This is a genomic window from Polynucleobacter sp. HIN7 (genome assembly GCF_030297595.1).
Taxonomy (GTDB): Bacteria; Pseudomonadota; Gammaproteobacteria; order Burkholderiales; family Burkholderiaceae; genus Polynucleobacter.
In genome coordinates this window covers 1,341,936-1,355,606 of sequence record NZ_AP028138.1, presented here as the reverse complement: position 1 = coordinate 1,355,606, position 13,671 = coordinate 1,341,936, and the positions used below count along the sequence as shown (strand labels likewise).

Genomic DNA, 13,671 nt, shown 5'->3' with positions numbered 1-13,671 from the left:
TTGATCCTATTTTAGGGTAAATTGATTTTGATTACAAGTAATCAAATTAGGGCCGCTAGGGCTTTAACAGAGATGACCGTCCGGGATTTGGCTGAACGCTCTCAGATAGCTTTTTCTACAATTGTTCGATTGGAATCTGCGGGCAATGAAATACCTGCGGGCAATATCAAAACGATTGATACCGTTAAAAAAGTTTTTGAAGAGGTTGGAATTGAATTCATCGGCACCCCAGAGTCAGGTGCTGGGGTGCGGTGGAAGGTTGGCTAGCCTTATTATTTCTTAGGCAGCAAGAATTCTTAATTCGCCAATTGCAGTTGAGAGCTGTCGCGTCAAGGTTGTTTGATAACGCATGAGTCGATCAAGTTCTTCAAAGTTTGGTAGGGGAATATTTAGGATTTCGTGATCGGGATTCATGGAGTCCTCCAGAATTTTTAAATATCCGGATACTTTTGAAAGCTCCTTATCAAACCAATTCTGAAAAAGGCGGTATTCATAAAAATCATCCGGATAAATGTTTTCTTTTAGATCGGGTGCTTTGATTTTTTTGGTTGCACGATATAAAACTTCTAAGTTAATATCTTTGTATAGCTCTTTTGCATCGGTTGCATTTTTAATCGCTTTTATTTTTTCCTGCAGATAGTCATTCACATCTAATTTATAAAATTCTGATTCGCACGCTAAATAGCAGCCTAATAGGCTTTTCTGCGTGATTATAGGGATCTCATCACCGTTTTTATCTAATATTGATTCATCGGAGTTTTGTGACGAGAGTTTGGCAATTTTTTCTGCGATTAAAGATTCCAAAATATCATCCAATACTGATTTATCCAAAACTTTTCCCATTATTTTTAACTCCAAGTTAAAAATAATGTCAGCGCTACGATCAAATTTTGATGAATTTTGGGGTGGACTGGATTCAACTTTTCGGTACAGAATATCAATGGCGTTTTGAATTCTTTCTAGCTGAATATGAATGCGCGCAACCCGTTCAGTTTGTAAGCCAATTAACGGATTTTCTCCAGAGAAGAAATTGTTTAAATTTTCTTTAATTTCACTAAAGCGCCTGAACTCCTGTTCATTTAAAAGCTGCTTAGCAGTCAAGCCCGTTTTAATTGCATTTTGGGAGCTAATCAGTTTGCCCCTTTCTGTATTGGGGCCGCTTACTCTCTTAATAGCCGTTGCTTTTTTCATGGCAGATCTCGATGAATTGAAGTTAATAGCAATTAGCGTAGCTGATCGTTTGAAATTTTGTAAGCAATTCCACAGTAAAACACCTTTTTTGCAAAACGAACTTCGTATCCTATTGAAAAAATTAAACTTTTTAAATTAGAATCCCAATCATTCAATCGTTGTAAGTGTCTGGAAAATTGATCCAAATTGGGGATTGTTGCCTTTAGAAAATACCCAGAATAGCTTTAGAATCAATGCTTAATCTCATACTGCCAATGAAAACTATCTACCGCCCCTCATGTCAATTAGTTGCCTGCCTGAGTTTTTTGGGAAGCAGCCTTGTGTTTGCTCAAGCCAATCAACCCCCGATTGATGCTGGTGCCTTGCAGCAGGGCCTTGAGCGGCAGTTACCCATGCCGTCTCCATTGCAGCTTCCGCAGCCCGCACCAGAGCCTGTAAAGCCAAAGGATCCTAAGGCTCAAGAAGTGCGGGTCGATGTAAAACGGTTTGTGCTTGAAGGCATCAAAACTATTCCTGAAGAAAAAGTGCAGGCGATTCTGAAACCCTACCTCAATAAATCCTTGACCTTTGATGAACTGCAAAAAGTCTGCGATGTGATCGTTGATTTTTACCGTCAAAATGGATTACTCGTGCAAGCCACCTTGCCACCGCAGCGCATTGCTGATGGTGTGGTACGCATTGCGATCACCGAAGCGAAGTTAAGCGACGTGATTGTCGATACCACCAAGGGTCCGACGCGTTTTAGTAAAGATAGCGTGCGTGCGTATATTACTGATGTGAATCCGATTGGTTCACCATTAAATACCCAGGCGATTGAGCGGGCCTCCTTGATTCTGAATGAAACACCCGGTGTGATAGTCGAGAGCAAATTAGAGCCTGGCCAAAATCCGGGAGATACCGCCTTACGCATGGACTTGGCCGATGGCCCACTGATACAGGGGAAGGCCGAGGCGAACAACTACGGTAGCCGTAGTACTGGCCAGAACCAAGGGATTGTGGCCTTTAACCTCAATAACCCCACGGGGATTGGTGATCAGGCTTCAGTCAATGGCATCTACTCCGAGGGCTCGCAATACGTTCAGGGCGCATATTCGCTCCCAGTCACACGCACCGGTTTGCGTCTTGGTGCATCGGGTACTTATTTGAACTATAAAAATGTTAGTAACTATGGCTATCCCAATGGCGGATATGGTGATGCCTGGACCGCGGGCGTGAATTTAGCCTATCCACTGATTCGTCGCCAAGGCACCAATGTGAACACGACCTTAGGTTATGACATCAAAAGTTACATGAACAAAAGTTTTCTGACCAATGCCGTGATTAGTGCGTATGACATCAAAAACATTACCTTTGGAATTTCTGGTAACCACTACGATGGGTTTGGTGGTGGGGCCATTAGTGCCGGCTCGCTTGGTTTCGTCATTGGTAATTTAGCAATCTCGCCAACCAGTGGCCAAGGTTATGGCTCTAATACCCCCACATCCTTTACTAAGATGACATTTTCCGCAAACCGGAATCAGCAACTCGGTAGCGCAACCGGAACCACGGTATATGTTGGGATCTCTGGGCAAGTGGCATCGGTCAATCTGAACTCTGCAGAGCAATTTTATTTGGGTGGGCCTTATGGGGTACGCGCCTATCCGGTCGCCCAAGGGGGTGGCTCCCAAGGGGGCTTGGGCACGATTGAGCTGCGCCAACAACTGCCCTATAACGTCTTAGGCTCCATTTTTTTTGATGCGGGCGTCGTCCAACAATATAAAAATACCCCTGCCGGGAATTGGCAGGGGGCAACAAACGCCAACAACACCTATTGGCTAAAAGGCGCTGGTTTTGGAGCCAAATGGAATTATGAGGGCTGGAACCTAGGCGCTATGGTGGCTTGGCAGGTTGGCCAAAACCCCTTGTATACCTATACTGGTCAAAAAGTAGCGGTCGATGGCACCACCACCAACCCCCGCGGCTGGGTCACCGCCAGCTACCAGTTTTAAGTCCTAAAATGCAGTCAATTTTGACCCTTTTGCTGGTCTTTTTGGGCTGGTTTTTACCCGATTTTGTACTCGCTCAAACCGTCTTTGATCGTTGGACCTTGGAGTCAAAAGAAATCATCACCGAGGCGTACACCACGAGTGAATCCAATACCACTTTCGGAATTTTTTGCTCAGCAAATCAATGCATGTTTTATCTGCATCAACCCACAGCATGCTTACCCAATCAACGCTATCCCGCATTGGTTCGCAATCAAATTCAAGCGCAAGCCATCACCATGAAGTGCACACTTGTGGGTAATAAATTGTTCCTGATTTTGGAGCCCTTTAATGCACTTTTGCAGGCAACGCAAATTGGTGAGCAAATTAGTTTTGCTGTCTCGCTGCAGTCGAATGAATTCATCACGGCGCGTTTTAGTTTGTCAGGAGCTCGCCAAGCAGTGACGCAAGCCTTACAAATTTCATCCCAAAAAGCAGTACCAAAAGTAGCGCCTCCGGCGCAACCATCACCTCCAAAAATACCGCAACCGGTTCGACCCAATGCGAAAGATTCGGTTACATAAAGCAACTCATTTGTTTACTAAAAATAGCGTTCATTTTTGCAAATAATGAGGGTAAAAAATTGCTGATTTTAAGACTTAATTTGCTTAAATTTTAAGCAGCTTTAATGGACTCGTTTTTGTCCTTTTTCACAAAAATCAGCCCCATCTAGAAATCTCATGAATTTGCCCAAACCTGATACTACAAGGCTTAGCGCTTACCCTTTCACTGGGATGGCTTTTGCGTGTCGTTTCTGTTAACCTTAGGGTGTAGTCCCAATAGCTAGCAAGCCATATCCAGCTTAGTTTTGCGGACGAAATTCAGTGAGTTTTTTAATCTAGTTAATGAACCAAAAGTACGAATTATTTGAAGACAAACGCTGTAACTTTTCTGATGGAGACGTATCACTTTTCTCTGCGTAGCGCGAGAGATGTCTTCCTCTTATTTTCTTCAAATCGTAGTCATTCATTCTCAGTCGCAAATTTCATTTCATCCATTTCAATTTCTAAAAAACGTCAAAAAGAAATTTTTGTTGTTTTCTTGATCGGTTCACAAACGCATTTTGCGATCGCGCAAAATAATTCAAACACTTTGCCAACGGGTGGACAGGTTGTCGCTGGATCGGCAACGATTTCGCAAACATCAAATGCGACATCGGCGACGATGAACATCAATCAAACATCGCAACGTGCGGTGATTAATTGGGATTCATTTAACGTTGGTAGCAATGCGCAGGTGAACTTTAATCAACCGAATAGCAGTGCAGTGATTCTTAATCGCGTCAGCACTGGTGCGAGCCCATCGGTGATCGATGGTGCACTCAAAGCCAACGGTCAAGTGGTCTTAGTGAACCCCAACGGAGTGACCTTTGGTAAGGGCGCCCAAGTGAACGCCGCCGGGGTGGTCGCCACCACCATGGATATGGCCAATAAGGACTTTATGGAGGGTAAATCCACCTATGCGGGTAATGGCAAGGGCAAGGTCCATAACCAGGGCACCATTAGTACCAATGACCCCAATGGCTATATAGCTCTCCTGGCGCCTGAGGTCCGTAACGAAGGCTATTTATTGGCCCAAAAAGGTCCCGATAACACCATTGCCATGGCTGCCGGTGAGCAAATTACCCTGGATTTTCGGGGGGATCGCTTAATGCGTGTCTCCGTGGATATCCCTACCTATAACGCCTTGATCGAGAACAAGCGCGTGGTCGAGACCAAGGGCGGCTTAATCATTGTTGCCGCCGGATCTGCTAGAAACCTGATGAACTCAGTAATAAACAATAAAGGAGTCATTACTTCTAGTAATATGGTTGAGAACGGCGGCGTCATTGAACTCGTCGCTGCCAACGTGACCCAAGCTGGAAGAGTGAGCGCCAATGGCAAAGGCGAGAACAGCACTGGCGGTCAGATCAATATCGTCGGCGAGACTATTACGCTTGCGTCAAACTCCGTGACCTCGGCAACCGGTAAAGCTGGTGGTGGTCAGATTGAAATCGGTGTGGGCAAAACGATTGCAACGAATGTCACGAGCGCACCCCAAGTCCAAATTCAAACCCAGTTGGCAAGTGCCGTTGCAAATAATGTAATTAATAATTCTGCGAACACCGCTGTAACTGCAGCAGCAACACAAACACAAACACAAACACAAACTCAAATACAAACATCACGCTTAGATCAACTCCAAGCAGCAGCGCTTGCGAAAGCGCAAGCCGCGAGTGATGCTAAGCAAATGGCCAAGACCGTCACGATTGAAAGTGGCGCACGTGTTAATGCATCGGCAACCAACATGGGTAATGGTGGCTCGATTGTGATTTGGAGTGAAACGAAGACTGCAGTTGCAGGACTCTTACAAGCACTCGGTGGTAAGAATGGTGGCAATGGTGGCTTTATTGAGACGAGCTCTAAAGGTGAAGTACTCCTTGGTAAAACATTTACTGTGCAAACCAACGCATCTCGCGGACAAACGGGTCGTTGGCTTTTAGATCCCATTGATCTCACGATTGATCGCACTGCCGCGAATGTCATTTCTGCAGCATTGACTAACAATAACGTGAGTATTGCGGTGAACGGCAATACGTGTCCAAGCCTGGGAAGCTGCACCCAGAATGGCTCTGGTAGCTTAACGCTTGCCAGTGGCGCAGACATCCTTAAAGAAGGTACAACACTCACGACATTAACGCTCACTGCATCGGGCATATTTAATCTCAATGCGAATATCAGCGGAGCGAATCTAAACGTCATCATCAATAGCTCGATTGCATATCTGAATGTTGGTACGAGTATTGATGTCAATCAAGTGACGGTACAAGCACAAACGATTTATGCGAACGGCAACATCACCGCACGTGGTGGATATAACAACAGCAACAACAACAGCATTCGTGCTGCGATTGAGCTCTTAGCGCAAGCGCTCTACATCTCAGGACGTCTAAGTACCACACAAACGAGCAGCAATACGAATACATCAACCACATCGACTGCACTCACCATTAATGGCACCGTGGTACGCCGTGAAGATTTACCGCAATACCTCACACAACAAAACAATACATTTGATCTCAATGAAATCGTGTACGCCACGATTGCTGCGAACGATGCGAATATCACCAATGCGCACAGTAATGTGATTGAGTTGTTCGCAACACAACACATCACTGTGACAAGTAGTGCAGAGATTCGTGCGAATGGCACAACTGGTGGCGCAATTAATTTTTCTGCACCACAAATCAACACCCAAAATGGGTCTTTAATTCAAGCGCATGGTAATAACGGGCCGGGTGGCGTGATTGCATTTACTGGAAATCAAATTAACTTAGCGGGAACCGTGACTGCCAATGGAAGCAGTGGAGGTTCTGTTGCCATTTCTGCTGATACTGCAACACTCGATAGTGGCGCATTCATCCAAACCAATGGTGGTACGGGGCCTGGCGGTACGATCAACGTCGATATTGAGAATCATTTGCAAATCAACAGTGCCCAATTACAAGCCAATGGCACCACCGATGGTGGATCTATTCGTGTCTTGAGTCGTGCGGGCAATATGAATCTCTACGACTCACTCATCCAAACCAATGGCGGCAATGGTCGCGGTGGAAGTATTGGTCTTGCAGCCTTTAATGAAACTATTCTTTCGAGTGCAACAATCGAAGCGCGTGGTTTGATTCAAGGTGGAACAATTCTAATCGGCAATGATGCGCAACATGGCACATTGCCGTTTTCTATTTATACAAGCATAGATGCGTTGACACGTATTAGTACCAATGGATTGGATGATGGTATTGGTAATTACCTCGGCGGCTTTATTGAAACGTCCGCTCACACCTTAAACCTATTGGGAAGTATCAATACGGGCCGCGGAGGAATGTGGTTAATTGACCCTTATGACCTTACTATTAGTTCAGTTGATAGCAATTCATCCAATAATTCTGGGACATTCACTGGTACAGCTAGTCCAGCAACCATTAACGTCGCAACAATAAATGCAGCATTAAAAAATGATGTACAAATTATTATTACTACAGGGACTAATGGGGGGGATCTAGGATTCATATCGGTTAACAGCGATATTGTTGCTAGCGGTTCTGCAAGTTTGAAGCTAACTACTACCGGGTTTATCAATTTAAATGCAAACATAACCACTACCGGTGATCAGGTCTATGAAGGCACTGTTTTTCTTCGAAAAGATGTAACCCTCAGTTCCAATGGCGGTGCAATATCATTTGCGAACAGCATTTATTCTCTTGGTGCTACAGCTAATGCCCTTACCGTTAATGCTGGTTCTGGACAGGTTCAATTTTCTGGCTCAGAGGTTGGTAAAGATAATCTAATTTCTACGGGTAGTGCCTCAACCGGACAAGTAGTCAGCGCGGATGCAAGCGCTGATTTTTCAGGCGTATTTATTTATGGCGCTAATTTTGGTGGTTCTGCTGTAACCATCAAGGATGCTGTTTTTAGAAGTTATAGCTCCACAAATGTTCCAAGTGGCAGTCCGGTTAATGGACTTACCATTAATACAAATAAAGAAATACTAGCTGGAAGTTGGGGTAGCCCCACTCTTTCTGGAAGTGTTAATTCATCTCACGATACAGCTTTGGCAACAGTGCTTAGTTCCATACGTTGGTCTGATGCTAATAACACCGATCCCTTTTCTGTTCGAATCAATCTTTCCGGTCTGATTGTTGGAGTTAACTACAAGCTTCAAATGTTCGGGAGGGAAAATTGTTGTACAAACCGTGCTTTTAGTGTTTTCTTAGATTCAACATCATTGGTATCCAGTTTAAATACATATACAACCCAAGGGAGCTCTTTTAGCAATGCTGGATATGGAATGACTTACTCATTTCAAGCGTCCACCACCTCTCCGACTTTAATACTCACGGGAGTCGGCACTGGGGATAAAAATCCAATTATTTCGGGTTTGACTCTTGAAGTACAAACTTCGATTTTGAAATCATTAAACATCACCTCTGGTCAGTTAATCACAGGTACTTCGACTTTTTCAGTTCGTGATGCAATATCAATCAATAACTCCGTTAATAGTTCTTTAGGTGGTGTTATTTCAGAAACAACATCTTTAACTAAATCTGGTAATGGCACCCTCACCTTGGGTGGCAACAACACCTACACCGGTAGCACCACCATCAATGCGGGTACTTTGATTATTAGTGCGGATACTAACCTCGGTACCGCACCCGGATCAGCAACCACCGGTCAGCTGACCCTCAATGGCGGCATATTGAATACCACCGCTAGCTTTACGCTCAATGCCAACCGGGGAATTACCCTTGGCAGCGCTGGCGGCACCATCGATACCAATAGTGCTACCACCTTAACTTATGGCGGCATCATGGCAGGGTCGGGCAACTTTACAAAATCTGGTACCGGTACCTTGACGCTTTCTGGTAACAGCACCTATAGCGGTGCCGCAACCATTAGTACCGGCACCCTACGGTTTGCTCCCTCGTCTGGATTTACCATGATTTTGAGTGGTAATTTTGCAAATAACGCAAACGTTGAGTACGAGGGAGCCAATACTTCTTCGCTATTTTTAGATGGCGCAATCTCTGGATCGGGAACATGGTTAATTAACAGCGCTAGTAGCAGTACGACAACATTTACTAATCGGTTTATTTTTAGAGGCAACACGACAACATCAGGCCAGGTCACCGTCACCAATTATGGCAATTTCTGGCTTGAGGGTTCTTCAATTAATAGCACTTCAGCGATTTACCTCAACGGCACTGATACCTACCTACGTCTTTATGGAGCAGCCGGGGTGACGATTCGAGCGGGCACTGTTACCGGAAACGGCACGATTGATTTTGCATCCGGCGGAGGTGGCAAAGCTCTTAGTCTGTCCTTAGGTAACGACAATGGCACTGGTTCTTTTAGTGGCGCAATTGCTAATTCAGCTACCACTGACGGCCCAACGGTACTGAGCCTAATAAAGGAGGGCTCTGGCACCTTAACGCTCTCCGGCACCAATACCTATACCGGTGCTACCACCGTTAATGCCGGAACCTTAGCGATTACCAATGCATCCGCTCTAGGAACAACTGCCGCTGGTACTACGATTGCGAGTGGTGCCACACTCGATATCCGTAATATCAGTGTAGGTGCCGAAGCATTCACTATTAATGGCGGCACCTTACTCACAAGTACGGGCACCAGTAGTCTTTCTGGAACCATAGCTTTAGGTGGAAACAGTACCGTTACTGTGGATGGCACCCAACTCACGTTAAGCGGAGTGATCTCCGGTAGTAACAACTTGACCAAATCCGGAACTGGTCTTTTGATTCTCTCTGGCACCAACACCTATAGTGGTAACACAGTGATCAGTGCGGGCACTCTTCAAATTAGTGGCTCTGGTCAACTAGGGTCCGGATCTTACTCTGGCTTAATCACAAATAACGGTATCCTTTTGTATTCATCAAGCGCTGATCAAACCCTATTGGGAGCCATTAGTGGGACGGGCGCTTTAACCAAAGATACAGACTCAAACTCCACATTGACACTATCGGGTCTTAATACCTATAGCGGCACGACTACTATCTCCGCAGGTTATTTGGCGCTCGGTGCAAATAATGCACTTTCCTCAGCCAGTGATTTAGTACTTAATGGCACCCTCAATCTTGCTGGCTATTCGGCAACGGTTGGTTCCTTATCAGGCTCCGGCACAATTACAAACGCTCTGAATATCTCCATGAGCAGTTTGATTTGGTATTTTGATGCCGGTAATAATCAATCATACTCAGGCTCTGGCAGCACATGGACCAATTTGAGTAGCGCTGGATCCAATGGCACGATTTCTGGTACTCCTATTTATAACGCCTCTAATAAGACCATTACCTTTTCAGGCGATGACTTTGTAACGGTGGGCGCAACGGGATTAACAAACTTTACCTCCGGCCTCACCATTTTTTCGAAAGTTAATCTTGGAACGGCAAATGATTGGGAGCGGATTATTGACATTGGAAATGCCCGCAATAGCAACAATATTCTCCTAGCACGCGCTGGTACAACAAATAATTTAGCATTCCAAGTCTATAACGGCGTGAATCAAGCAATATCGCTAGACTACGTAATTACTAATGGAGTGGTCAATAACACGCTTACCACCTATGCCGCAACATTATCGGCAGCGGGTGTTCCTGCCGCTTATGTCAACGGGACTGCAGGGGGCTCAATTATTACTGGCACTAACACAGTACCAACCAATATTGCTCGTAGCTCGAACTTCATTGGTGAAAGTAACTGGGTAGCAGATTCTCTAATGCTTGGTGATGTTGGAGTTGTTTTACTGTACGCAAGACCGCTATCTGTCGCGCAAATTTCTGCGTTAAATACGGAAGTCAATCGTACGATTTCTCCAGCAACGATAACGTTAGGATCCTCGGCAAATTCGTCTTTTTCAGGGGTGATTAATAATGCCGTTGCAGCGATTTCGCTGGTTAAGCAAGGATCTGGTACCTTCACCCTCTCTGGCAACAACACCTACACCGGTACCACCACCATTGATGCGGGTACCCTGATCATTAGTGCGGACACCAATTTAGGTACAGCTCCTTCAAGTGCAACAGCGGGTCACCTAGTTCTCAATGGTGGTACCTTAAATACCACCGCTAGCTTAACTCTGAACGCTAACCGTGGCATTGCCCTCGGTAGCTCGGGGGGCACGATTGATACCGATAGCGCCACGACCTTAACCTATGGCGGCATCATGGCTGGTACCGGAGCCTTGACCAAAACTGGCAGTGGCACCCTAGTCCTCGCTGGCAACAACACCTACACCGGTACGACCACGATTAATGCCGGTACTCTGATTCTTACTGGTAGTCTCGCAACTACCACCAATATCATAATGACCGGTTCAGCAATTTGGGATTTACAAACAAGTCAAACAATTGCAAGCCTCAGTATGACTGCAGGTAATCAAATTATCAATGGAGCGGGAACCTCAAGTCTAGAAATATCCGGTCCTGCAGATTTAGGCGGAAGCATTACCACATCAGGTACTCAAAATTTTAACGGTGTAAGTAATATTCAAGCAAACACGACTCTGACAAGTACCACAGGAGCAATAAACCTAAGCACAGTTGACGGCGTGGGAAATTTAACAATCACTGCTGGCACCGACATTACCATGGGCAATATCGGTGCTTCTTCAGTAATGGGCGCTGGTAGCTTTACGCTCACGAGCGGTACGAGTGGAACTGGTGGTGCGGTCACTCTGGGTACGGTCGATAACACCACCACCTTTAGCGTCACTGCTGGCACCGACATTACCATGGGCAATATCGGTGCTTCTTCAGTAATGGGCGCTGGTAGCTTTACGCTCACGAGCGGTACGAGTGGAACTGGTGGTGCGGTCACTCTGGGTACGGTCGATAACACCACCACCTTTAGCGTCACTGCTGGCACCGACATTACCATGGGCAATATCGGTGCTTCTTCAGTAATGGGCGCTGGTAGCTTTACGCTCACGAGCGGTACGAGTGGAACTGGTGGTGCGGTCACTCTGGGTACGGTCGATAACACCACCACCTTTAGCGTCACTGCTGGCACCGACATTACCATGGGCAATATCGGTGCTTCTTCAGTAATGGGCGCTGGTAGCTTTACGCTCACGAGCGGTACGAGTGGAACTGGTGGTGCGGTCACTCTGGGTACGGTCGATAACACCACCACCTTTAGCGTCACTGCTGGCACCGACATTACCATGGGCAATATCGGTGCTTCTTCAGTAATGGGCGCTGGTAGCTTTACGCTCACGAGCGGTACGAGTGGAACTGGTGGTGCGGTCACTCTGGGTACGGTCGATAACACCACCACCTTTAGCGTCACTGCTGGCACCGACATTACCATGGGCAATATCGGTGCTTCTTCAGTAATGGGCGCTGGTAGCTTTACGCTCACGAGCGGTACGAGTGGAACTGGTGGTGCGGTCACTCTGGGTACGGTCGATAACACCACCACCTTTAGCGTCACTGCTGGCACCGACATTACCATGGGCAATATCGGTGCTTCTTCAGTAATGGGCGCTGGTAGCTTTACGCTCACGAGCGGTACGAGTGGAACTGGTGGTGCGGTCACTCTGGGTACGGTCGATAACACCACCACCTTTAGCGTCACTGCTGGCACCGACATTACCATGGGCAATATCGGTGCTTCTTCAGTAATGGGCGCTGGTAGCTTTACGCTCACGAGCGGTACGAGTGGAACTGGTGGTGCGGTCACTCTGGGTACGGTCGATAACACCACCACCTTTAGCGTCACTGCTGGCACCGACATTACCATGGGCAATATCGGTGCTTCTTCAGTAATGGGCGCTGGTAGCTTTACGCTCACGAGCGGTACGAGTGGAACTGGTGGTGCGGTCACTCTGGGTACGGTCGATAACACCACCACCTTTAGCGTCACTGCTGGCACCGACATTACCATGGGCAATATCGGTGCTTCTTCAGTAATGGGCGCTGGTAGCTTTACGCTCACGAGCGGTACGAGTGGAACTGGTGGTGCGGTCACTCTGGGTACGGTCGATAACACCACCACCTTTAGCGTCACTGCTGGCACCGACATTACCATGGGCAATATCGGTGCTTCTTCAGTAATGGGCGCTGGTAGCTTTACGCTCACGAGCGGTACGAGTGGAACTGGTGGTGCGGTCACTCTGGGTACGGTCGATAACACCACCACCTTTAGCGTCACTGCTGGCACCGACATTACCATGGGCAATATCGGTGCTTCTTCAGTAATGGGCGCTGGTAGCTTTACGCTCACGAGCGGTACGAGTGGAACTGGTGGTGCGGTCACTCTGGGTACGGTCGATAACACCACCACCTTTAGCGTCACTGCTGGCACCGACATTACCATGGGCAATATCGGTGCTTCTTCAGTAATGGGCGCTGGTAGCTTTACGCTCACGAGCGGTACGAGTGGAACTGGTGGTGCGGTCACTCTGGGTACGGTCGATAACACCACCACCTTTAGCGTCACTGCTGGCACCGACATTACCATGGGCAATATCGGTGCTTCTTCAGTAATGGGCGCTGGTAGCTTTACGCTCACGAGCGGTACGAGTGGAACTGGTGGTGCGGTCACTCTGGGTACGGTCGATAACACCACCACCTTTAGCGTCACTGCTGGCACCGACATTACCATGGGCAATATCGGTGCTTCTTCAGTAATGGGCGCTGGTAGCTTTACGCTCACGAGCGGTACGAGTGGAACTGGTGGTGCGGTCACTCTGGGTACGGTCGATAACACCACCACCTTTAGCGTCACTGCTGGCACCGACATTACCATGGGCAATATCGGTGCTTCTTCAGTAATGGGCGCTGGTAGCTTTACGCTCACGAGCGGTACGAGTGGAACTGGTGGTGCGGTCACTCTGGGTACGGTCGATAACACCACCACCTTTAGCGTCACTGCTGGCACCGACATTACCATGGGCAATA

The 13,671-nt window shown here is 47.0% G+C and carries 5 protein-coding genes (1 of these 5 cut by a window edge); 4 read left to right on the top strand and 1 reads right to left on the bottom strand.

What is annotated here, in order from left to right; translation table 11 throughout:
- Nucleotides 1-27: 27 nt before the first annotated feature.
- Nucleotides 28-267, top strand: coding sequence for a helix-turn-helix domain-containing protein (locus QUE64_RS06825; protein WP_286225077.1), 240 nt, complete (start codon nt 28-30; stop codon nt 265-267).
- A gap of 12 nt (nt 268-279) precedes the next feature.
- On the opposite strand, the gene QUE64_RS06820 is transcribed toward QUE64_RS06825, so the two are convergent.
- Entirely contained in the window at nt 280-1,191 is a 912-nt protein-coding gene (locus QUE64_RS06820; RefSeq protein WP_286225076.1) for a hypothetical protein, read from the bottom strand.
- Nucleotides 1,192-1,445: 254 nt separating this feature from the next.
- On the opposite strand from QUE64_RS06820, the gene QUE64_RS06815 reads away from it, so the two are divergent.
- The 3 genes from QUE64_RS06815 to QUE64_RS06805 all read left to right on the top strand — a co-directional run.
- A complete protein-coding gene (locus tag QUE64_RS06815; RefSeq protein WP_286225075.1) occupies nt 1,446-3,179 on the top strand; it encodes a ShlB/FhaC/HecB family hemolysin secretion/activation protein in 1,734 nt (577 codons plus the stop codon).
- A gap of 8 nt (nt 3,180-3,187) precedes the next feature.
- Nucleotides 3,188-3,739, top strand: a complete 552-nt coding sequence (locus tag QUE64_RS06810; RefSeq protein WP_286223321.1) for a hypothetical protein — start codon at nt 3,188-3,190, stop codon at nt 3,737-3,739.
- A 343-nt stretch (nt 3,740-4,082) separates the two neighbouring features.
- Nucleotides 4,083-13,671, top strand: partial view of an autotransporter-associated beta strand repeat-containing protein gene (locus QUE64_RS06805; RefSeq protein WP_286225074.1) — the beginning only. It continues 36,428 nt past the right edge of the window; the window shows 9,589 of its 46,017 coding nt (coding positions 1-9,589); its start codon is at nt 4,083-4,085; the stop codon falls past the right edge of the window.